We start from the raw sequence: 23,319 nt of genomic DNA on the forward strand, positions 1-23,319 counted from the left end.
GATGTACCCCAAGGGCGAGCAAAGGGGCCTTGCCGCGCTTAATTTAGTTTCAATCAGTCGTATGAAACTTGTGATTGGATTGTTAAGATATGGCGCAATGAGGTCAGACCTCTGCCTTTTAATCTTTGCGTTTAACCAAGGAGCCAGGATGAAACAGCCATTGAAACTGACGACTCGCCAGGGCGAACGGATTGCCGTCGTGGCGGGGCTGCGCACCCCCTTTGCCAAGCAGGCCACCGCCTTTCATGGCGTGCCTGCAGTCGATCTCGGCAAACTGGTGGTGAGCGAGCTGCTCGCCCGTACCGATCTCGATCCCAAGCTTATCGACCAGCTGGTGTTTGGCCAAGTGGTGCAGATGCCGGAAGCTCCCAACATTGCCCGCGAGATCGTGCTCGGCACTGGCATGAGCATTGCCACTGATGCCTATAGCGTCTCCCGCGCTTGCGCCACCAGTTTTCAGGCGGTGGCCAACGTCACCGAATCCATCATGGCCGGTACGGTGGATATCGCCATCGCCGGCGGCGCCGACTCCTCTTCCGTGCTGCCCATCGGGGTGAGCAAGACGCTGGCTCGCGCCCTGGTGGATCTCAACAAGGCGCGCAATCTGCAACAGCGCTTCAATATTTTGCGTCAACTGCGAGTCAAGGATCTGCTGCCGGTGCCGCCTGCCGTGGCGGAATACTCCACTGGCCTCTCCATGGGGCAGACGGCCGAACAGATGGCCAAGAGCCACCATATCAGTCGCGAGGCGCAAGATGCGCTGGCCCATCGCTCCCACACCCTGGCCGCGCAGGCTTGGGCTGATGGCAAGCTGAATGGCGAGGTGTTTACCGCTCATGTACCGCCTTACAAGTCACCGCTGGAGCGGGACAACAATATCCGTGAAAGCTCGGATCTCGCGAGCTACGCCAAGCTCAAACCGGTGTTTGACCGGGTTCATGGCACAGTCACTGCTGCCAATGCCACCCCGCTCACTGACGGCGCCGCTGCCGTGCTGTTGATGCGGGAAGGTCGGGCGAAAGAGCTGGGCCTCGAACCGCTTGGCTATATCCGCAGCTTCGCCTTCTCGGCCATCGATGTGTGGCAAGACATGCTGATGGGCCCCTCCTATGCCACGCCGCTGGCGCTGGACAGAGCCGGTATCACGCTCAGCGATCTGACTCTGATCGACATGCACGAAGCCTTTGCCGCCCAGACTCTGGCCAACCTCAAAATGTTTGCAAGCACCGAGTTTGCCCGTGACAAGCTGGGCCGCGATCAGGCCATCGGCGAGGTAGACATGGAGAAGTTCAACGTCCTCGGCGGTTCGCTGGCCTATGGCCACCCCTTTGCCGCGACCGGTGCGCGGATGATCACCCAGACCCTGCACGAGCTGCGTCGTCGCGGTGGGGGATTGGGGCTCAACACCGCCTGTGCGGCGGGTGGATTGGGCGTGGCTATGGTGTTGGAGGTTGAATGATGAGCGCTAAGACTTTTTCCCTGGATGTTCGCAAAGATGGCATCGGCATCCTCACCATGGATGTGCCGGGCGAGAGCATGAATACCCTCAAGGCTGCCTTTGTGGAGGAGATCCGCACCGTGCTGGCCGAGGTGAAACGCAACAAGGATCTGATCGGTCTGGTGATCACCTCCGGCAAGAAGGACTCCTTCATTGCCGGTGCCGATATCACCATGCTGGCCGCCTGCACTAGTGCCAAGGATGCCGAGACCCTGTCACGGGAAGGGCAGGAAATCTTTGCCGAGATCGAGGGGCTGACCATTCCGGTGATCGCCGCCATTCACGGCCCCTGCCTCGGTGGCGGGCTGGAGCTTGCGCTGGCCTGTCATGGCCGGGTGGTGACCGATCACGGCAAAACCGTGCTGGGTTTGCCGGAAGTACAGCTCGGTCTGTTGCCGGGCTCTGGCGGTACCCAACGTCTGCCACGTCTGATCGGGGTGGCCAAGGCGCTGGATCTGATGCTGACCGGCAAGCAGGTGCGTGCCAAACAAGCCAAGAAATTGGGGCTGGTGGACGATGTGGTGTCGCCCTCCATCCTGCTGGATGCTGCCATCAAGCTGGCCAAGAAGGGCAAACCGCGCCATCAGTTGAAGCGGGATCTGCAGGGCAAGGTGCTGGAGACCAACAAGCTGGGTCGCAAGGTGCTGTTCGATCAGGCCAGCAAGGGGGTGAAAGCCAAGACCCGTGGCAACTACCCGGCGCCGGAGCGGATCCTGGACGTTGTGCGCATCGGCGTAGAGGAGGGGATGAAGGCCGGTCTGGCCGCCGAATCCCGCCACTTTGGCGAGCTGGTGATGACGGCGGAATCTGCCGCTCTGCGCTCTATCTTCTTTGCCACCACCGAGATGAAAAAAGAGGTTACCTATCAGGGGGCCGAGCCGCGCAAGGTGGCCCATGCCGCCGTGCTGGGCGGTGGGCTGATGGGGGGCGGCATTGCGTTCGTCACCGCCACCAAGGCGGGCGTGCCGGTGCGGATCAAGGATGTGGCAAGCGCCGGTGTCGGCAATGCCATGCGCTACAGCTACGACATTCTGGCCAAGAAGCTCAAGCGTCGTCACATCCTGCGCAGCGAACTGGAAAAGCAGATGAGCCTGCTGACCGGTACCCTCGACTACTCCGGTTTTCACCGGGTCGATATGGTGGTGGAGGCGGTGTTTGAAGATCTCGCGCTCAAGCACCAGATGGTGAAGGATGTGGAGCGCGAGTGCGGTGAGCACACCGTGTTTGCCTCCAACACCTCCTCCCTGCCCATCAACCAGATTGCGGCAGAGGCGGCGCACCCGGAGCGGATCGTGGGGCTGCACTACTTCAGCCCGGTCGACAAGATGCCGCTGGCGGAGATCATCCCCCACGCCGGCACCAGTGCCGAGACGGTCGCGACCACGCTGGCTTTTGCCCGCGCCCAAGGCAAAACGCCGATCGTGGTGAAAGATGAAGCCGGTTTTTACGTCAACCGCATACTCGCGCCCTACATGAATGAAGCGGCGCGACTGGTGCTGGAAGGGGAGCCGGTGGAGGTGTTGGACAGCGCACTGCTGGACTTTGGCTTCCCGGTTGGCCCCATCACATTGCTCGATGAAGTGGGGATCGATGTGGGTGCCAAGATCTCCCCCATTCTCGAAAAAGAGCTGGGCGGCGAACAGTTCCAGGCACCCAAGGCGTTCGACAAGTTGCTGCAAAACGATCGCAAGGGGCGCAAGAACGGCAAGGGTTTCTACCTCTACGGCAAGGCGGCTCCGCGTAACCGCCTCACCGGCAAAGAGGGCAAGAAGACGGTGGATGAGAGCGTCTATGACGTGCTCGGCATCAAACCTTCCGCCAAGCTGGCCCGTCAGGAGATCGCCGAGCGCTGTGTGCTGCTGATGCTCAACGAAGCCGCCATGGCGCTGGACAGTGGTGTGGTGGCCTCGGCCCGTGATGGCGATATTGGAGCCATCTTCGGCATCGGTTTCCCACCTTTCCTCGGCGGCCCGTTCCGCTACATGGACACGCTCGGGATCGATCATCTGGTCGGCCGTCTGGAGTATTACCAGAAGCGCCACGGCGACCGGTTTGCTCCCTGTGCCCGCCTCAAGGCGATGGCCGCAGAGCAGCAAACCTTCTACTGATAGCTGCTGCAGATTGATCGCAAGGCAAAGAGGCCCGCATACAGTGCGGGCCTCTTTCTATTGCATGTGTGGTGTCGGCGGCCGTGATCTGAGCAGAGAAAACACGCAAGGTGGTGGAGAGCAGATAAAAAACGGCCCACCGAAGTGAGCCGTTGAGAGATCAGATAACCGGTCAGATCCCCGGTTTTCGCTCCGGGCAGCGGCCGATGATATCCGCAGGCAGATCACCGTTATCCTGCTCCAGCACCACATCGAATCCCCACAGTTGATGCAGGTGCTTGAGCACCTCATGGCGCGAGTCGCCAAGGGGGATACGGTTGTGGGGCACGTAGCGCAGGGTGAGGGAGCGATCACCCTTCACAGCCACGTTGTAGACCTGAATATTGGGCTCCAGATTACTGAGGTTGTACTGGGCCGACAGGGTATTGCGCACCTGACGGTACCCCTCGTCATTGTGAATGGCAGAGACCTTCAGATAGTTCTTCAGGTCGTCGTCATCGATGGCGAACAGCTTCAGATCTCGCATTACCTTCGGGCTTAAGAACTGGCTGATAAAGCTCTCGTCCTTGAAGTTCTGCATCGCAAAATGGAGGGTTTCGACCCAGTTGCTGCCGGCATAATCGGGGAACCAGTATCTGTCCTCCTCGGTCGGGTTCTCGCAGATGCGGCGCAGGTCGGTAAACATGGCAAATCCCAGCGCATAGGGGTTGATCCCCGAGTAGTAGCGGCTGTTGTAGGCCGGTTGATAGACCACGTTGGTGTGGCTGTGCAGCACCTCCATCATGAAGCTATCGCTCAGCTTGCCCTCGTCATAGAGGTGGTTGAGGATGGTGTAGTGCCAGAAGGTAGCCCACCCCTCGTTCATCACCTGGGTCTGCTTTTGCGGATAAAAATATTGGCTGATCTTGCGTACGATGCGCACCACTTCCCGCTGCCAGGGCTCCAGCAAGGGGGCATTCTTCTCGATGAAGTAGAGAATGTTCTCTTGGGGCTCGGCAGGGTAGCGTCTGTCCTCGACCCCCGCCGCTTTATGCTGCTTGGGCAGGGTGCGCCATAGCTCGTTGACCTGGGTTTGCAGGTAATCTTCCCGTGCTTTTTGGCGCCGTTTTTCCTCTGCCATCGAGATCTTCTGGGGCCGCTTGTATCGATCCACCCCGTAGTTCATCAGGGCATGACAGGAGTCCAGCAACCGCTCTACTGCATCAATACCGTGTTTTTCTTCACACTCGGTAATGTATTTTTTGGCAAACAGCAGGTAGTCGATGATCGAGGAGGCATCGGTCCACGCCTTGAACAGATAGTTGTTCTTGAAGAAGGAGTTGTGGCCGTAGCAAGCGTGGGCCATCACCAGCGCCTGCATTGGCATGGTGTTCTCCTCCATCAGATAGGCGATGCAGGGATCCGAGTTGATGACGATCTCGTAGGCCAGCCCCATCTGGCCACGCTTATAGTTGCGCTCGGTATGGATAAAGCGTTTGCCAAATGACCAGTGTTGGTAACCCAGCGGCATACCGACACTGGAGTAGGCATCCATCATCTGTTCGGCGGTGATCACCTCGATCTGATTAGGATAGGTGTCGAGCTTGTAAGATCGGGCGACCCGGGCAATCTCCTGGTGGTAGGTTTCCAGCAGTTCAAAGTTCCAGTCTGGTCCGTCATCCAGTGGCGCAACTCTTTTTTCGGTTTCGATCATAGAACCTCCTCACGCCGCTTGTTTCTTGAACAGTTCACGGAACACCGGATAGATATCCTCAACCTTGCGAATGTGTTCCATCGCAAAGTGGGGGAACTGGCTGGCCACCGACTCATACTCGTGCCACAGGGTCTGGTGGGCGCGGGTGGTTATCTCGATGTAGGAGTAGTACCGCACTCGCGGCATGATGTCCCGTGCCAGGATCTCCTTGCATTGTGGTGAGTCATCGGCCCAGTTGTCCCCATCGGATGCCTGCGCCGCATAGATGTTCCACTGATTGGCCGGATAACGCTCGTTGATGATGTCGTTCATCATCTTTAGCGCACTGGAGACGATGGTGCCGCCGGTCTCCTGGGAGTAGAAGAACTCGTGTTCGTCCACCTCCTTGGCCTGGGTGTGGTGGCGGATATAGACCACCTCGACGTTCTTGTAGGTCCGGCTCAGGAACAGATAGAGCAGGATATAGAAACGCTTGGCCATCTCCTTGGTGGCCTGATCCATGGAACCCGAGACGTCCATCAGACAGAACATCACCGCCTGGCTGGAGGGAACCGGCCGCTTGACGAAGTTGTTGAACTTCAGATCGAAGGTGTCGATAAACGGCACCGCATTGATCCGCCGTTTCAGCTCTCTGATCTCCTTCTCAAGCTGGGCGATTTCGGCAAAGTGTTCGTTGGGATCGGTGGCCAGCAGGGCCAGCCGATCTTCCAGCTCATGGAGCTGACGTTTCTTGCCCGCTTGCAACGCCATGCGGCGTGCCAGCGAATTTTGCAGGGAACGCACCACGTTGATGTTGGCGGGTACGCCATTGGAGGTGTAGCCAGCCCGGTAGGTTTTCATCTCCATCAGCTGGTTGAGCTGGGTTTTCTGCAGTCGTGGCAGTTCCAGATCTTCAAACAGCAGATCGAGGTACTCATCCTTGGAGATCTGGAACACGAAATCATCGGCCCCTTCCCCCTGATTGGATGCCTGTCCCTCGCCGGAACCCTGTCCGCCACCCCCTCCTTTGGGGCGGTCAATCTTGTCGCCGGAGACGAATTGATCATTGCCGGGATGCACCATCTCCCGTTTACCGCCTTGCCCCTGATGGAAATGGGGTTCACCGATATCCTTGGTCGGGATGCTGATGCTCTCGCCTTTGTCTACGTCCTGAATGCTGCGCTTGGAGACAGCATCCGAGACCGCTTGTTTTATCTGCTTCTTGTAGCGGCGAATGAAGCGCTGCCGATTGACAGCGCTTTTGTTTTTGCCGTTGAGCCTGCGGTCGATAAAATGCGCCATAACTCCCCCTTGAACCACGGCAGGGTCAGGATGACTTGCGTACCCTGAGATACCATTCGGAGAGCAGTCGCACCTGTTTGCGGGTGTAGCCTTTCTCCATCATCCGTTCGACAAAGTTATCGTGCTTCTTCTGCTCCTCGGCTGAGGTTTTGCTGTTGAAGGAGATAACTGGCAGCAGCTCTTCCGTGTTGGAGAACATCTTCTTCTCGATCACGGTGCGCAGCTTCTCGTAACTGGTCCAGTTGGGGTTACGGCCTGCATTGTTGGCCCGGGCACGCAGCACGAAGTTGACGATTTCGTTACGGAAATCTTTCGGGTTGCTGATCCCGGCCGGTTTTTCAATTTTTTCCAGCTCGCTGTTGAGCGACGAACGGTCAAACAGCTGGCCGGTTTCGGGGTCACGGTACTCCTGATCCTGGATCCAGAAATCGGCGTAGGTGACATAGCGATCGAAAATGTTCTGACCGTATTCTGAATACGACTCGAGATAGGCGGTCTGGATCTCTTTGCCGATAAATTCCACATAGCGTGGGGTCAGATAGCCCTTGATGAACTCCAGATAGCGATCGTGCAGCTCTTGCGGGAACTGCTCACGCTCAATCTGCTGCTCCAGTACATAGAAGAGATGCACCGGGTTGGCCGCTACTTCAGCGTGGTCAAAGTTGAAGACGCGAGAGAGGATCTTGAATGCAAAACGGGTCGACAGACCATGCATCCCTTCATCCACACCGGCGTAGTCACGGTACTCCTGATAGCTCTTGGCCTTGGGATCGGTGTCTTTGAGACTTTCGCCATCATAGACCCGCATCTTGGAGTAGAGGCTGGAGTTTTCCGGCTCTTTAAGCCGTGACAGTACCGAGAACTGGCCCAATAGTTCGAGGGTGCCCGGCGCACATTTGGCCTCGGTCAGCTCGCTGTTGATCAGCAGTTTTTCGTAGATCTTCACCTCTTCCGACACGCGCAGGCAGTAAGGCACCTTGACGATGTAGACCCGGTCGAGGAAGGCTTCGTTGTTCTTGTTGTTGCGGAACTGCTGCCATTCGGACTCGTTGGAGTGGGCCAGCAGAATGCCGTCAAAGGGGAGGGCGGAGAGCCCTTCGGTGCCGTTGTAGTTCCCCTCCTGGGTGGCGGTCAGCAGCGGGTGCAGCACCTTGATGGGCGCCTTGAACATCTCGACAAACTCCATCACCCCCTGGTTCGCTTTGCACAGCGCACCGGAGTAAGAGTAAGCATCGGCATCATCCTGGGCGAAGTGCTCCAGCATGCGGATGTCCACCTTGCCGACCAGCGAGGAGATATCCTGGTTGTTATCATCACCCGGTTCAGTTTTGGCGATGGCGATCTGATCGAGGATGGAAGGATTGACCTTCTCCACTTTGAATTGGGTAATGTCGCCACCAAACTCGTGCAGCCGTTTTGCTGCCCAGGGGGACATGATGGGGCGCAGGTAGCGGCGCGGGATGCCGTACTCTTTTTCGAGGATCTCGCCATCCTCTTCAATGTCGAACAGGCAGAAGGGATGGTCATTAACCGGTGAGCCCTTGATGCGGTAGATAGGTACCTTTTGCATCAGTGATTTGAGCTTCTCTGCCAGCGAGGATTTACCGCCGCCAACGGGACCCAGCAGATAGAGGATCTGCTTCTTCTCTTCCAGCCCCTGAGCGGAGTGTTTGAGGTAGGAGACAATCTGTTCGATGGCCTCTTCCATCCCGTAAAAATCCTTGAATGCGGGATAGCGTGCCACGACACGGTTGGAGAACAGGCGGCTCAGTCGGTGGTTGGCAGAGGTATCTACCATCTCAGGTTCACCGATGGCGGTCAGCAGACGTTCTGCTGCGGAGGTATAGCAGGCTTTGTCCTGCTTGCACATATCCAGGAACTCCTGAATGGTGTACTCCTCTTCCCTTGCTTTCTCATATCGCTGTTGGTAATGCTCGAATATGCCCATAACTTTGCCCTCGTTATAGTCGCTTACCCTGAAAAAGTGGAACACTGTTGTTGTGTGGTGCCTAGTTAAAGACTAGTCAACGGCACCCAGTAGTCCATCACGGTGGATTGGTTAAATTCTGAAGAAACCAGCTCGTTCCTTGTGCGGGCCGGGTCAGTCAACAACACCGCTATGTTACTGACTGTTAAATTATTTTTGCCACGATAGTGAGGTAAATGTCAAAGACATAAAAAATAAATGTTTATCAGGGAGTGGAAACTTGTTGCGTGAGTGAGACGGCGAGAAGGGAAAATCAGTGGGGACAACGGCTAACGCCATTATGAACAAAATCATCATTACGTGCACGTTAACGTCAATTGATCTGTTTGGTGTTAAAGCTCTATTTTTTACATTGACGCTACATTTTGAGTGTCCTAGATTGGCAACGTGTGATCAGCAAGACCCTTTAGCAAGAGAGTTGACTGTTGTCACACCAAGCTCTGTTTAAGCACGTTTCCGTTGGCTTGACCCTCGCAACCACGAGGGTCTTCTTTTTCCTGCGTCTGCAGAAGTGAATTTCTGCTGGTGGGTGTTGAGGCCGCCAGCGCTCACCGATCAAGGGTAGGCTTGTTGCACTGCCGCCAGGACGCGGGCAAACGGGTGTGCGGCCAACTGACCAGATCCTGCCAGTGATTTGGCCTTGACCCGGCTGGTCAGCGGTGTAGCGATACCACACAGGAAACGGGCCAGCACCCTGCCATCCACCGAGCCGGTCTTGGCAATGAGCGGATCGCACCAGGCGCGGATCCCAGCCTCGTTTGGCATGGCCAGTTGGGGCAAGGGAGGCAGATACGCTACCTCGCCGCGACAGACCGAACAGTGGCCACAGTGAACCGGCGCCGCTTCATCGGCGAAATAGCGGGCGAGGCGATGGCTCAGGCACTCCCGAGAGGTGAAAAAGTCGAGCATGGCTTGCAGTCTGGCCAGCTCGCTCTGCTCTTTTTGCAAGAACAGGGCGTGCAGGGCGGTTGCTTCCTGCTCGTTGTCCCACCCTTGACGGGTTATGCGGTATACCTCGGTCATCTGCTTGCTTTCAAGCTCGATTAGGCCCTGCTGTTGCAGGTAGTCCAGCGCCGCAACGGCCCGCTGCCGCTCCCCCTGATAGCCCTGCCAGAGGGCGTCAAAGTCCATGGTGCACCAGCTGCGTGCTTGTGGGGCGCAGGCGAACAGCTGCTCCAGAAACTGGCGTCGATCCGGATTGAAACGACTCAATATATCGCCTTTATCCAGCACGAACTTGAAGCGATAGTCGGCGTAGTAGCTGTAGGCCGGGGTGATGATGCCCGCCATCTCCAGATAGACCAGCAGGGTTTTCAGTGGCAGTTGGCGAATATTGGTCTCATTGGCGAGGCGCAGCAGAGTGAATTCCCATTCGGCCCCGCTCTGGCCGATGATGGCAAGCAGCTGAAGGATGGCACTCAAGTCCGGCGTATCGCCGTAGACGAAGTTCTCCAGTACCGGCAGCTGGCTCTGGTTGGCCAGCACGATGCAGCGTGATGGCTGGCCATCCCGCCCGGCACGGCCAATCTCCTGGCTGTAGTTCTCGATGGATTTGGGCAGATCGTAGTGAATGACTCGCCGGATATCCGCTTTGTCGATCCCCATGCCAAAGGCGATGGTGGCGACGATGCAAGCCACCTTGCCTGCCATGAAGTCGTGCTGGATCTGACTGCGCAGCGCCGAGTCGAGTCCGGCATGGTAGGCGCGGGCATTGATCCCTTGCCTAATGAGTTGCTCGGCGCAGGCTTCGGCGGTGTGCTGCAAGGTGACATAGACAATGGTGGGGGCCGCCGGATCTTGCATCAGCGTTTGCGCGAGCCAGCCATCCCGCGCGTCAGGCGCCAGTGGCATGACCGCCAGATCAAGGTTAGCGCGATAGAAACCGGTGACCACCACTCCCTCCGGCTCGATGCCGAATTTGGCCTGCATATCCTGAATAACCGCCGGGGTGGCGGTGGCGGTCAGTAGTAACACCTGCGGGATCTTCAGGTCATGGCGATAGCTTGGCAGCTTGAGGTAGTCGGGACGAAAGTTGTGGCCCCACTCAGAGATACAGTGGGCCTCGTCGACGACCAGCAGTGACAGGGGAACTTGCTCGATAAAGCGGCGAAAGCGCTCGTTTTTGAGCCGTTCCACCGAGATCATCAGGATCTTGAGCTGACCATCCAGCGCGTGTTGCATCACCCTGCGACTCTCTTCCGGGCTCTGGCTTGAGTCGAGGGTCGCGGCGCTGATCCCCTTGCTTTTAAGGAAGGCGAGCTGATCATGCATCAGCGCAATCAGTGGCGAAATAACCAGGGTCAGGTGGGGCAGGGCAAGGGCAGGCAGCTGGTAACAGAGGGACTTGCCGGAGCCGGTGGGAAAGATGGCGGCGGCACTCTGGCCAGCCAGCACCCGGCTGATGACCTGTTCCTGACCTGGCCTGAGTTCGGAGAAACCAAAATATTGGTTGAGCAGGGATGGGATCATGGCAGGGCTCCGCAGCAAATGGGGGATGATAGCACAGCCGTTCCCATCCCGGATGAGACGGGGAATGGCTGCCGATGACGCAAGCAGAGAGTGCTGATAAAACGTACAAAAATAGGTGGTTGCGCCATGGTTGAGTTTTTGTTACGGATTTTTGTGATGAAAGCAGGATATTTTTTGGTGCCTCTCTGGAAAAAAAAGATGGCGAATGGGATATTCCGTCATGCAATCCGGTGACTGGCGGATCGGCCCGACAGAAGGCTGGCCGCAGGCACCACACTCGGGCGACAGGGGTTTCTCGGGTGCAAGATTGCTGACAGGACTCATGATTCATGCACTACGGTGCTTAGGGACTTTTTTGATGACACAACAACACCCCCTCCTTCGGCTGGTCAATAGCACCAGTCTGGTCAGCCAGATCCTGGTTGGTCTGGTATTTGGTATCTTGCTGGCACTGTTTGCGCCCGAGTGGGCGAAAACGGCAGGTCTGCTCGGCAGCCTGTTCGTTGGCGCACTGAAAGCGGTGGCGCCGCTGCTGGTATTCGTACTGGTCATGGCGGCCATCATTGGTCACAAGCAGGGTCAGAAGAGCAACATGCGACCGATCTTGCTGCTCTATCTGTTTGGCACCTTCTCTGCGGCCGTGGTCGCGGTGATCGCCAGCTTCCTGTTTCCCTCCAACCTGCATCTGGTGGCCAACACCGCCGAGATCACCCCGCCGGGGGGGATCACCGAGGTGCTGCAGACCCTGCTGTTCAACGTGGTGACCAACCCGGTCAAGGCGCTGATGGATGCCAACTATATCGGGATCCTGGCGTGGGCCATCGGTCTGGGTATCGCCATGCGCCATGCCAACGAGAGCACCAAGGCGCTGATCACCGATCTGTCTCACGGTGTCTCGACCATAGTGAAAGCGGTGATCCGCTGCGCCCCGCTCGGTATTCTGGGTCTGGTTGCCTCGACCCTGGCCGAGACCGGCTTCGACGCCCTGTTTGGCTATGCCCAACTGTTGATGGTACTGATCGGCTGCATGCTGTTTATCGCCTTCGTGGTCAACCCGCTGATCGTGTTCTGGAAGATCAAGCGCAACCCCTATCCGCTGGTGCTGACCTGCCTCAAAGAGAGCGGTGTGACCGCCTTCTTTACCCGCAGCTCTGCCGCCAACATTCCGGTCAACATGACTCTGTGTGAAAAACTGCGTCTGCCGGAAGATACCTATGCGGTCTCCATCCCGCTGGGTGCCACCATCAATATGGCCGGTGCTGCCATCACCATTACCGTGCTCTCCATGGCGGCGGTACATACCCTGGGGATGGAAGTGGATCTGGCGACGGCCGTGCTGCTCTCCGTGGTTGCCACCATCAGTGCCTGTGGTGCGTCCGGCGTAGCCGGTGGCTCCTTGCTGCTGATCCCGCTGGCGTGCAGCCTGTTTGGTATCGGCAACGACATCGCCATGCAGGTGGTGGCCGTCGGCTTTATCATCGGCGTGCTGCAGGATTCTGCCGAGACAGCGCTTAACAGCTCCACCGACGTGCTGTTCACCGCCGCGGCTTGCATGGCCGAAGATGAAACCCTGCTGGAGCCTGCCGCGCTGCCCAGCAGCGAAGGGTGATCAGGTAGCTTGCCTATTCGCTTCAGCCCCTCTCTGTGAGGGGCTTTTTATATCAGCTGGCCGAGATTTGTTGAGGGGAGGTATGCGCAAGAGAACATCTATTTTGATGAAATGTTTGGTTACAAATGGCAGGCAGACGGGGGTGATCCTCCCCCGCTAAAATAGCCCCGGTAGTTATAAGATTCAGGCTAAAAAAGAGATTCAATAATGAAGAAAACAACACTTTGGTTGGCAATGGTAGGGGCATTGGGGTTAGCCGGTTGTGGCGGCGGTGGTGGGGATAGTGGCGGCGGCGGTACCACGCCACCGGAGCCGCAACCGAGGGCGTTGCCGCAGGCCGGTGTCTATCTCCCCGTCCTGATGGACGCTCAGGGGCAGTTAATCAACCGTCCGGTCAACGACAGCTATCGTGCGGTGGGTTTTGTCTATCCGGCGTCTACAGAGGGCACTGGTTGGGCGATGAACATTGCTGAGAAAAGAAGTTCCACAGTCAGCACTTATACCTTCCCTCAAGGTTTTTCTTCTCTGAACAAAGGTGAGGGCTACCCCCTGACGTTGTCGCTGCTGGTGAGCAAAAGCCAGCCCAGTGTCTTTGACTCGGCGGAGCAAAGGTCCAATACCAATGTCGATGGGTTGGTCAAGGTGGCGTCGGTGCCAGATGCGGCGGGAAGCAGCCAGTCACTCTGGGTGCTCGATTATCGACCCGTCAAAGCCAAAATCGATTCAGCGCTCACTATTCAGAATTGGGGCGGCCAAGTGGCATTGCAGCCGATGGTAACCGCGCCTATCAACGCTGACTCTTGGTACAACCTTGGGGAGAGCGCACTGTTTCAGGATTTCAAAACCGAGCGCAGCAACAATGGCTCGGGAGTCAAGCTGACCATCCTGTTTAAAGAGGGGTGTTCTGTCAGCGGTGAGACAGAGGCCAACACTAAAGGTCTGAACAAGCTGACGCTGACCGGTTGGAATAATCGCTCATGCAGCTTCAATACCTTAAAAGGGTCTGCTGATATCAAAGACGGAAAAATTTATGAGGGGCTTTGGGAAACAAAGATGCGCGATTTTGCCAATCGTAACGCCAGTGTCACCGCTTATCTGACCATGAAGCCGGGTAACAGCAATGGCCAGAAAGATACGCTGATGATCGGCATTCCTGAAATCACCGGTATCACGCCATTCGTTGTGGAAGTGCAGCCACTCTAAGCCAGAGATTGTCAGTGTTCCGCAAGAGATGCCAGTCGCTGACCCGACTGGCATTTTTGTTGGCTGAGGTTCGCAGCAGCTTACTGACAACATCATGATGCTGTTACCGGATAAGGGCTGTGTCCCAGGTCGCTGCGTGAGTTCGGATTACGTAACCGCAATAACCGCATGATGAGGTGTCAAACATATTCAGGGCAGGACAAACGCAATAAAAAAAGCCAGCCGGTTAACCGGCTGGCTTTTTGCTATCTGCGGCAGGTGGGGGGGATTAACCAACCAGCTGGAACAGAATGGCGGAGATAGCGATCATCCCCATCACAGCAACAAATACGTTGCTGATATGGCCCTGATATTTCGCCATGGCCGGTACACGTTTGATGGCGTACATCGGCATGATGAACAGGATGGTGGCAATGATCGGGCCGCCCAAGGATTCAATCATGCCCAGGATGGAGGGGTTGGCAATGGCGGTGCCCCACAGGGTCAGGATGAAGAAGGCGATGATGAACATCTCGACTTTCTTGGCATTCGGCTCTTTGCCGGATTTGCGCATGTTCTGCACTATCATCCCTTTCAGACCTTCACGGGCACCCAAATAGTGACCGAAGAAGGAGGAGACGATGGCCACAAAGGCAACCAGCGGACCGAAGTAGGAGATGATGGGGCTCGCATGCTGGTTGGCCAGATAGGAGAGCACGGCGATGTTCTGGGACTTGGCTTCAGCCAGCTGGGCAGGCGTCAGGCTCATCACACAGGAGAACACGAAGAACATCACGAAGCAGAGCAGTACGCCAGCGGTGCGCTTGAGGATGGCATCAGATTTCTGGACCGCCTGATCACCGTAGTCGCGGCGCTGGGCCACCGCAAAGCTGGAAATAGCCGGGCTGTGGTTGAAAGAGAACACCAGTACCGGAATGGTCAGCCACAGGGTAGAGGCGAAATCCTTGGCAGAGGGCACTTGCGCCAGCGCGGCACCGGTCCAGTCCGGGATCAGATACAAAGAGATACCGGCCAGAATGGCAATGAGCGGATAGACCAGCAGCTCGGTCACTTTCAGCATCAGCTTCTCACCGGCCAGCATCACCGACATCATGCCCAGGATCAGCACGATAGAGAGGATCCAGCGCGGTGGTGCACTCATCTGCAGCTGGTTGACCATAAAGCTTTCGACGGTGTTGGTAATACCAACGCCGTAGATCAGCACGATGGGATAGATGGCGAAGAAGTAGAGCAGGGTGATTAATTTACCGGCCCCCACGCCGAAGTGCTCTTCTACCACTTCAGTGATGTCAGCATTGGGCTTGTTGGAGGAGAGTACGAAGCGAGCCAGACCACGGTGGGCCAGATAGGTCATGGGGCCAACCAGCAGCGCCATCACTACCAGCGGCCAGAAACCGCCCATGCCTGCGTTGATCGGCAGGAACAGGATACCCGCGCCGACCGCGGTGCCGAACAGGCTGATGACCCAGGTAGAGTCACGTTTTTGCCAACCAGTGGATTGAGTGAAGCCGGTTTGTGGCTTCGTTGCAGTCGCAGCATCTTGCGTGCCAGTGACAGTATTAGACATCTATCTCACCCCGAATGTGTGGTTCTTATTAAGTCGGCGCAAGGATACGGTTTTTTTAATCAAAAATGTTGATCAGATTCATTATTTAAAGGCTAAAAACCCTACTTTTTTATGGAAATGTGAGCGAAATACTAAAAATTCAATTTTTGTTTACCATCTGGCACGTTAGTTTAGTGTTAATGATTAAATTCCACTCAGTCAAATGTGTGTAAATTGTTATTTTGTCAGGTGTTGGGCAAGTTGGCAGATCATGCTGGCGGTGGCCCCCCAGATAAAGTGCTGTTGCCAGGGGATCCAGTAGAGGGTGTGCTGTTTTCCCCCTCTGGTAATGGTCAGGGGGATGTGGTTGCGCCGATCCAGCAGATGGGTCAGCGGCACTTCGAAGGCGTGATCCACTTCATCTGGACTCAGGATGAGGGGGTAGTTGCCATCGAGCAGCCCCAGCACCGGCAGCACTTCGAATCGTGACACCGTATTGAGCGGGTTAAGGGTGCCGATCACTTCAATCAGCCGCGCCGGAATGCCGAGCTCCTCTTCGGTTTCCCGCAGCGCCGTGGCAATCAGGTTCTCATCGCCCGGATCCTGCCGCCCGCCGGGGAAGCTGATCTGCCCCCCATGATGACGCAGCTGGGGGCTGCGCCGGGTCAATAACACGCTGAGCCCCTCGTCGCGCATCACCACCGGGATCAACACCGCAGCCGGACTGAGCCCGCCAATGGCGAGGCGATGGGCCGGCGCAGGTTGCTGCAACTGGAAGCGGGTCAACAGTTCGTGGCGATCCATGGCGGGTGCTCTCTCCTGTGCGGTGGCCTGACAATGGGGACGGTTACAGCGCCGAGAGCGGCGGCAGGATGCGGGCGACCTTGTCATAGGTCTCCTGATATTCGCTGTCGGCATCGGAATCGGCGATGATGCCGCCACCAGCCCAGCAGTGCAGGCGACCCGCTTCGGCGATCAGGGTGCGAATGCAGATGCTGGTGTCTATCCGGCCGTGTTGGCTGAGATAGCCGATACTGCCGCAATAGGCATTGCGCCGCTGGGGCTCCAGCTCCTCGATGATCGCCATGGCGCGGATCTTGGGGGCGCCGGTGATGGAGCCCCCCGGGAAACAGGCGCGCAGCAGATCGACCCCTTGCCAGCGCGCATCGAGCTCCCCGTGGATGGTGGAGACCAGATGATGTACCGCCGGAAACGACTCCACCATAAAGAGATGAGGCACGCTGACCGAGCCCGGCCGGCTGACCCGACCGATGTCGTTGCGCAGCAGATCCACGATCATCAGATTCTCTGATCTGTCCTTGTCGGCTTGTGCCAGCTCCCGCGCTACTTGCTGATCGGTGGCCGGATCAGGGTGGCGAGGGCGAGTCCCCTTGATGGGCTTGGTTTCGATATGGCGGCCATCGAGCAGCAGGAACCGCTCGGGAGAGAGGCTGAGCAGCGCGCTGTCCGGCAGACGGATAAAGGCAGAGAAAGGGGCCTTGTTGGCGTTTGCCAGCAGGCAATAGGCCTGCCACTCATCCCCCTGATAGGGGGCGCTGAAACGCTGGGTCAGGTTGATCTGGTAGCAATCCCCCGCGGCGAGGTATTCCTGAATGCGGGTAAATTTCTCGCCATACTCGGCGCGGCTCATATTGCTCTGCCACGCCCCCTGCAAGGCAAAAGCGGGGGCCGGTGTGGCCTGTTGCTGCTCAAGCCAAGCCAGCCGTTTGGCAAGGCCCGCTTCATCCCCCCAGTGCACCAGCTGCCATTCACCGGTCGCTACATTGCGCAGCAGCGCCCAGTCGTAGATGCCCACCGCCATGTCCGGCACCGCGATATCGGCAGTGGCCTGCACCGGCAACCGTTCGAAGCGGCGGCCCAGATCATAGCCAAACAGACCGAGGGCACCGCCAATAAAGGGGAGGCGAGTAGCGCACAGGTCCAGCTCCCCCAGCAGCTGTTGCTGGGTATGGGCCAGCAGGGCGAGGGGATCCTCATGGTGTTCGCTGCTCTCGCCATGCCGGGTGATAGTGGTGATCTGGTCACGGGTCTCGAGGGTCGCCAGCGGATCGGCGCTGATGATATCAAAGCCGTTATCGGCGCCGAGTGGCCCCGCCGATTCCAGCAACATGGCCCACGGCTGATGTTGCAGGTGGGCAAAAAGCTGATGGAGTTCAGCGCTATGGTCTAGATGATGGATATGAAGTGTTGGCGTCATTTTATGTTACACAGGCAACAGTTTAGTTCCCGAACCCTAGTCGGTGCTGGTGGGCAAGCGTATCATAGGTGTCGGTGACTTAAGAAAAAACTGCCGTGTCGTTCGTTTTTTGCTGGTTGATAGTTTTTAGCCAGCACGTCAGCACGGCCCATCATATGGAAGCCCTTGCTCTGCCCTCTGGCAGGGAAAAGGACCAGTGAGGATGATATGAGCATTATAAAAAAACAGGATTTCATCGATTCTATCGCAGATGCCCTCCAGTACATCTCCTATTACCACCCGTTGGATTTTGTTCAGGCTGCCAAAGCGGCGTATGACCGTGAGGCCAACCCGGCCGCCAAAGATGCGCTGGCCCAGATCCTGATCAACTCCCGCATGTCCGCCGAAGGTCATCGTCCGCTCTGCCAGGACACCGGCATCGTGACCTGTTTCGTCAAGATTGGCATGCAAGTCCAGTGGGACAGTGACATGACAGTGCAGGAGATGGTGGACGAAGGTACCCGCCGTGCCTACACCAATCCTGACAACCCGCTGCGCGCCTCCGTGCTGGCCGATCCGGCAGGCAGTCGCAAGAACACCAAAGACAATACCCCTGCCGTGGTGCATATCGACATGATCCCCGGCAACAAGGTAGAAGTGAGCATCGCGGCCAAAGGCGGCGGCTCCGAGAACAAATCCAAGATGGCGATGCTCAACCCCTCTGACGATATCGTCGAGTGGGTGCTGAAAACCGTGCCGACCATGGGGGCAGGCTGGTGCCCGCCCGGCATGCTGGGCATCGGCATCGGCGGTACCGCCGAGAAAGCGGCGGTGCTGGCTAAAGAGGCCCTGATGGAGCACATCGATATTCAGGAGCTGATCGCCCGTGGTCCCAAGACCACCGAAGAGAAGCTGCGGGTCGAGCTCTACGACAAGGTCAACAAGCTGGGGATCGGTGCCCAGGGTCTGGGCGGCCTCACCACAGTGCTGGATGTGAAGGTCAAATCCGCGCCGACTCACGCCGCCTCCAAGCCGGTGGTGATGATCCCCAACTGCGCGGCGACCCGTCACGTTCACTTCGAACTGGATGGTTCTGGCCCCGCCGAACTGACCCCGCCGAAACTGAGCGACTGGCCGGAGATCACCCGTGAAGCGGGCGCTAACGTGCGCCGCGTCAACGTCGATGGCATCACCAAGGCAGAGCTGGCCAGCTGGAAGAGCGGTGATACCGTGCTGCTGTCCGGTAAGATCCTCACCGGTCGTGACGCAGCCCATAAGCGCATCGCCGACATGCTGAAAAATGGCGAAGGGCTGCCGGAAGGGGTCGATTTCACCAACCGCTTCATCTATTACGTTGGCCCGGTCGATGCGGTCCGTGACGAAGTAGTTGGCCCGGCGGGCCCCACCACCTCCACCCGGATGGACAAGTTCACTGACATGATGCTGGGTGACACCGGTCTTATCGGCATGATCGGCAAATCCGAGCGTGGCCCGAAAACCGTCGAAAGCATCAAGCAGCACAAGGCCGTCTATCTGATGGCGGTGGGCGGCGCCGCCTATCTGGTGGCCAAGGCCATCAAGAAGGCGCGGGTAGTCGCCTTTGCCGATCTCGGCATGGAAGCGATCTACGAGTTTGAAGTGGAAGATATGCCGGTGACCGTTGCGGTCGACTCCGAAGGCAACAATATCCACGAAACCGGCCCGGCCTACTGGTCTGCCAAAATTGCAGAGCTGGACGGCAAACTCTCCTCCTGAGTGACCGTCCCGGCTGCCGGTTAACGGCAGTGGTAATGTAAAAAAGGCGCATCCATCCGGATGCGCCTTTTTACTTTGGCTGGCCTGTTATGGGCTCAAGTTGGCCGTTTGTGGCAAGCGGGCATAAAAAAGGATGGCGTGACGCCATCCTTTTTCGTTGTGCTTGTGCTCTGGCTGCAGACAGCAGAGCAATCGCCCTTGGCTTAGGCCTTTTTCAGGTAGGCAGCGACCAGTACGATCTGCACGCCGTTGACCTTGCCTTCGATATGGAGCGGGTTGTTGGTCAGACGGATGCCCTTGACCAGGGTGCCGCGCTTGGCGGTGAAACCGCCGCCTTTTACTTCCAGATCCTTGATCAGGGTGACGGAATCGCCCTCTTGCAGCACGGCGCCGTTGGAGTCAACGGTCGGTACGCTGTCGTCATCTTCGTCAGCCATACCTGCTTCGGCCCAGGCCTTGGCTTCGTCTTCCATGTACATCATGTCCAGCAGATCCTGAGCCCACACCTCACCTTTGCCGGAGAGTGCTTTCAGCTGGCGCCATGCCATCACCTGTACCGCAGGCACCTGGCTCCACATGCTGTCACTCAGGCCACGCCAGTGGTTGACCACCAGGGTATCTGGTTGTTCCAGCTGACCACGGCAGGTGTCACAGATAGCAATGCTGTGATCATCGTCGCTGGCGGGGGAGTGAGGTACCACGAAGGCGGTCAGCGCCTGCTCGGCGCTGCACAGTTCACACTTGGCGCCCGCGCGCGCTTGCAGGATGGCGTTGATGGTCATGTTGTTGGTCCCATAGCTAGTGGTAAAGCGACCCGCGAGGGGCGGGGCGCGTGAAAGAGGGGGCGGAATATAGCATAAACCCCCCTACTTTGTCAGGTCACCCAGGTTGATGGCTGCGAGTGAAAGCTGCGCCGCTTGCTTTTAACGGTGGATTTACCGGGTATTGAGGGTGCATTTTGAAGCGGGATCGCTAGAATGAGCCTCTTTTTTGACTGCAAGGCAGGGGCGCGCGTGCTGGCTCAACGTTTTCAACAACTGGATCGACTGCTCACCCGCTACCGGCGCTGGTGGCAATATCAGCCATACCATCATTTGGCGATGGCCTTTGCTGATGAGGCCCCTGATCTGGCAGCCCTGCTCAATGGGTTGACCCTGACCCAGCTGGCCGAGTTTGATGGGGATATGGACGCCCTCAGTTGCTTACTGGCGCCCTGGATTGCCGAAGGTGCCGAGCTGCAACAACTTAGCCAGCTTGCCCTGTTTCCCCCTGAACCCATCACCTGCAGCAAAGCAATGGCATTGAACATGCCGGGGCGCAAACAGGCCCAGATCGAGTCATTCACTGCCTGCTTGCCCGCCCATCAGGGCCCCTATCTGGAGTGGTGTGCTGGCAAGGGCCACCTCGGGCGGCTGGTGTCGCTCCACCGACAGGCTCCTATTCTGAGTCTGGAGCTGCAACCGCAGCTCTGCGACGAAGGGCGGCTGCTGGCCGAGCGCGACGGCGCCAATATGACCTTTACCTGCGCCGATGCCTTTGCCCCCGAGTCGGCGGCGCTGATTGCCCCCGAGCACCACGCCATGGCACTTCATGCCTGCGGCGAGCTGCATACCCATCTGCTGGAGCGGGTGGTCGAGCGCAGTGCCAGCGGGGTGACTATCTCTCCCTGTTGTTATCACCTGATCCGCACCAGCCACTATCGCCCGTTGTCTGCGGCGGCAAAGGCCAGCGCGCTGATGTTGAGCAAGGCCGATCTCAAGCTGCCGCTGCAGGAGACGGTGACCGGCGGCGCGCGGATCGCCCGCTTGCGGGAGCTGGAGGTGATATGGCGGCTCGGATTTGACTGCTTGCAGCGGCAGGTGCGCGGGGTGGATGAGTATCTGCCGGTGCCCAATATGCAAAAGAGCCTGCTGACTGGCAGTTTCGAGGCATTTTGCGTGTGGGCGGCAGAGCGCAAGGGGATTGTGTTGCCTGCCGAGCTCGACTATCCCGCATTGCTGGCGCAAGGGGAGCGCCGCTTTGGTGATGTTGCCCGTATGGAGCTGGTGCGCCACCTGTTTCGCCGTCCCCTCGAGATCTGGCTGGCACTGGATCGCGCGCTCTTTTTGCAAGAGCAGGGCTATCGAGTCGAGGTGGGGGAGTTCTGTGCCAAACCCATGACCCCGCGCAATATTCTGATCCGTGCCGTGCGCGCCTGACGCCGGGCTCTCTTGAGCATTCTTCTTGAGCATTGATGATGGCTGACAGGCTGAGCGTGTCAGCCATTTTTTTGCCTCTCGAATAATGAGCCGGTAACCGTTCATCTGACCGTCTCACCCTTCCAAAAACTGGCGATAGATCACGTTTCTGTGTTTTCGTTTGAGTTCTCTTTCCTTGTTTTAGTTGCGCTGAATATCACAAGGTGAAATGGCTCACAAATTCCGCTTATTTCTTAATTCTCATCGTGAATTTAGTTGTTGAAACACCTACTCTTGGAGCGCGTTATTCCCAAACAAGGACGGTACACATGTTCAAACCCAAGCGTTGCGCCTGGCTGATCGCTGCTGCCTGCGCATTGCCAAGCTATGCCGCAATGAGTGCAGCCATGAATATTCAACCCGATCCGCAAAATGCGGGAGGATATGTGATTGCGGCACCGGATCTGGCCGCCGTGGAAAAAGCCAAGACGGCCAATCCCATGTATGCAATATGGGCCAAGGCATTAGCCACCCGGTCAAATAAAATAGTCGATGCCATTGAACCGGGTCTGGCAAGCAATCCTGACAACGTAAAGCGGGTTGAACGGGTGTTTCCCCAATCTGAATGGGAATATTTAACCCAGATGGCGGCGCCTGAATATACCTATGTCCGCTTCTTGCGGGCCATCGGTAAATTTCCGGCGTTCTGCGGAGAATATACCGACGGGCGTGATGCCGATGCCATCTGTAAAAAATCCATTGTGACCGCATTTGCTCATTTTTCGCAGGAGACCGGCGGCCATATCGCCAAGGAGAACGTCTCTGATAACCCGCAGGGGTTGGAAGAGTGGCAGCAGGCGCTGGTGCATGTTCGGGAGATGGGCTGGTCAGAGGGACAGACCGGCTACACCACCGGCTGCGGCCAGAACGACTGGCAGAACAAGAAGTGGCCCTGCAGCACCGGCCAGGGATACTTCGGCCGCGGCGCCAAGCAGCTCTCCTACCACTTTAACTACGGCGCCTTCTCCGAGGCGATGTTTGATGGCGATGCCTCGGTGCTGCTTAACAACCCGGGGTTGGTGGCAGACTCCTGGCTTAACCTCGCTTCGGCTATCTGGTTCTTCCTGACCCCGCAGGCTCCGAAACCGGCCATGCTGCACGTGATTGACCGCACCTGGGTACCCTCCACGCGGGAAACTGACGCTGGTATCGGTTATGGCTTTGGCACCACCATTAACGTCATCAACGGTGGCATAGAGTGCGGCGAGCAGAACAAGGACAAGGGGCAACCGGTCAATCGCATCCGCTACTGGGAAGGGCTGGCCAAGCACTACCAGATCCCGGTCAAGGGGGATGAGAAGAACACCTGCTGGCAGCAGACCCCTTATGGCAGCCTTAATCTCAACGGTGCCACCGATGTGCTCTACACCAACTGGGATGGTAACTGGAAATACTACCCGGATCGCCCGGGCGGTTACTCCTTTGAGTGCGAGCTGGTGGGTTTCCAGACAGCTTACTCCGCGCTGGTGCCGGGTGATTACGAGAAGTGCGTGACCAATTTTTATGGATCTCACGCCAGTTGGCCTAAAGTGCGGATCGTCGCCAAGCTTGATCCTGCACCGATAGATCCGGTCGATCCGCCCATTAATGGCAATGCGGCCTGGGATGCCAGCAAGGTCTATACCGCTGGCAGCAAGGTGAGCTACAAGGGAGCTGTTTATCAGGCCAAATGGTGGACGCAGGGGGATGATCCCGCCAAAGGTGGTCCATGGGCGTTGGTCACTGCCAAATAAAGA

15 protein-coding genes are annotated in these 23,319 nt (G+C 57.5%); 7 read left to right on the forward strand and 8 right to left on the reverse strand.

Annotated elements, in window-relative coordinates:
• The first annotated feature begins 148 nt into the window (after positions 1 to 148).
• Positions 149 to 1,459: an acetyl-CoA C-acyltransferase FadI gene (gene fadI / locus CK911_RS05945; RefSeq protein ID WP_098969316.1), complete on the forward strand. Its 1,311-nt coding sequence runs from the start codon at positions 149 to 151 to the stop codon at positions 1,457 to 1,459.
• Positions 1,459 to 3,606 carry a fatty acid oxidation complex subunit alpha FadJ gene (fadJ, locus tag CK911_RS05950; RefSeq protein WP_098972477.1) on the forward strand — a complete coding sequence of 716 codons (2,148 nt, stop codon included), beginning with the start codon at positions 1,459 to 1,461 and terminating at the stop codon, positions 3,604 to 3,606. Before fadI ends, fadJ begins: the two co-directional genes overlap by 1 nt.
• Positions 3,607 to 3,778: 172 nt before the next feature.
• On the opposite strand, the gene CK911_RS05955 is transcribed toward fadJ, so the two are convergent.
• From CK911_RS05955 to CK911_RS05970, 4 genes are all read right to left on the reverse strand, one after another.
• Positions 3,779 to 5,299, reverse strand: a complete 1,521-nt coding sequence (locus CK911_RS05955; RefSeq protein ID WP_068978805.1) for a SpoVR family protein — start codon at positions 5,297 to 5,299, stop codon at positions 3,779 to 3,781.
• A gap of 9 nt (positions 5,300 to 5,308) precedes the next feature.
• The gene (locus tag CK911_RS05960) at positions 5,309 to 6,580 is read right to left on the reverse strand and encodes a YeaH/YhbH family protein (protein WP_098969317.1); all 1,272 of its coding nucleotides are present in this window, start codon (positions 6,578 to 6,580) and stop codon (positions 5,309 to 5,311) included.
• A 25-nt stretch (positions 6,581 to 6,605) separates the two neighbouring features.
• Positions 6,606 to 8,528 (reverse strand): PrkA family serine protein kinase, encoded by a 1,923-nt coding sequence (locus tag CK911_RS05965; protein ID WP_042023831.1) that lies wholly within the window; start codon positions 8,526 to 8,528, stop codon positions 6,606 to 6,608.
• 594 nt (positions 8,529 to 9,122) lie between these two features.
• Complete coding sequence (locus tag CK911_RS05970; RefSeq protein ID WP_098969318.1) at positions 9,123 to 11,036, reverse strand: ATP-dependent DNA helicase RecQ; 1,914 nt, start codon at positions 11,034 to 11,036, stop codon at positions 9,123 to 9,125.
• A 358-nt stretch (positions 11,037 to 11,394) separates the two neighbouring features.
• On the opposite strand from CK911_RS05970, the gene sstT reads away from it, so the two are divergent.
• On the forward strand, positions 11,395 to 12,645 hold the full coding sequence (gene sstT / locus CK911_RS05975) for a serine/threonine transporter SstT (protein WP_098969319.1): 1,251 nt from the start codon (positions 11,395 to 11,397) through the stop codon (positions 12,643 to 12,645).
• A gap of 207 nt (positions 12,646 to 12,852) precedes the next feature.
• The gene (locus CK911_RS05980; protein ID WP_098969320.1) at positions 12,853 to 13,848 is read left to right on the forward strand and encodes a hypothetical protein; all 996 of its coding nucleotides are present in this window, start codon (positions 12,853 to 12,855) and stop codon (positions 13,846 to 13,848) included.
• 268 nt (positions 13,849 to 14,116) lie between these two features.
• On the opposite strand, the gene CK911_RS05985 is transcribed toward CK911_RS05980, so the two are convergent.
• The 3 genes from CK911_RS05985 to pabB all read right to left on the reverse strand — a co-directional run bounded on the left by CK911_RS05985 (position 14,117) and on the right by pabB (position 17,525).
• A complete protein-coding gene (locus CK911_RS05985) occupies positions 14,117 to 15,415 on the reverse strand; it encodes a serine/threonine transporter (protein ID WP_042023823.1) in 1,299 nt (432 codons plus the stop codon).
• 216 nt (positions 15,416 to 15,631) lie between these two features.
• A complete protein-coding gene (locus tag CK911_RS05990; RefSeq protein ID WP_098969321.1) occupies positions 15,632 to 16,198 on the reverse strand; it encodes a CoA pyrophosphatase in 567 nt (188 codons plus the stop codon).
• A 43-nt stretch (positions 16,199 to 16,241) separates the two neighbouring features.
• The gene (pabB, locus tag CK911_RS05995; protein WP_253860410.1) at positions 16,242 to 17,525 is read right to left on the reverse strand and encodes an aminodeoxychorismate synthase component I; all 1,284 of its coding nucleotides are present in this window, start codon (positions 17,523 to 17,525) and stop codon (positions 16,242 to 16,244) included.
• Between the two features lie 294 nt (positions 17,526 to 17,819).
• Here pabB and CK911_RS06000 point away from each other — a divergent pair, with 294 nt between their 5' ends.
• Positions 17,820 to 19,346 carry a fumarate hydratase gene (locus tag CK911_RS06000; RefSeq protein ID WP_098969323.1) on the forward strand — a complete coding sequence of 509 codons (1,527 nt, stop codon included), beginning with the start codon at positions 17,820 to 17,822 and terminating at the stop codon, positions 19,344 to 19,346.
• A 203-nt stretch (positions 19,347 to 19,549) separates the two neighbouring features.
• Here the strand turns inward: CK911_RS06000 and CK911_RS06005 are convergent, their stop codons facing one another.
• Entirely contained in the window at positions 19,550 to 20,128 is a 579-nt protein-coding gene (locus CK911_RS06005; RefSeq protein WP_098969324.1) for a PhnA domain-containing protein, read from the reverse strand.
• A gap of 195 nt (positions 20,129 to 20,323) precedes the next feature.
• On the opposite strand from CK911_RS06005, the gene CK911_RS06010 reads away from it, so the two are divergent.
• The gene (locus CK911_RS06010; RefSeq protein WP_098969325.1) at positions 20,324 to 21,544 is read left to right on the forward strand and encodes a methyltransferase; all 1,221 of its coding nucleotides are present in this window, start codon (positions 20,324 to 20,326) and stop codon (positions 21,542 to 21,544) included.
• A gap of 308 nt (positions 21,545 to 21,852) precedes the next feature.
• Positions 21,853 to 23,316 (forward strand): chitinase, encoded by a 1,464-nt coding sequence (locus tag CK911_RS06015; RefSeq protein ID WP_098969326.1) that lies wholly within the window; start codon positions 21,853 to 21,855, stop codon positions 23,314 to 23,316.
• Positions 23,317 to 23,319 lie beyond the last annotated feature (3 nt).

Source organism: Aeromonas sp. CU5 (assembly GCF_002586745.1).
GTDB lineage: Bacteria > Pseudomonadota > Gammaproteobacteria > Enterobacterales > Aeromonadaceae > Aeromonas > Aeromonas sobria.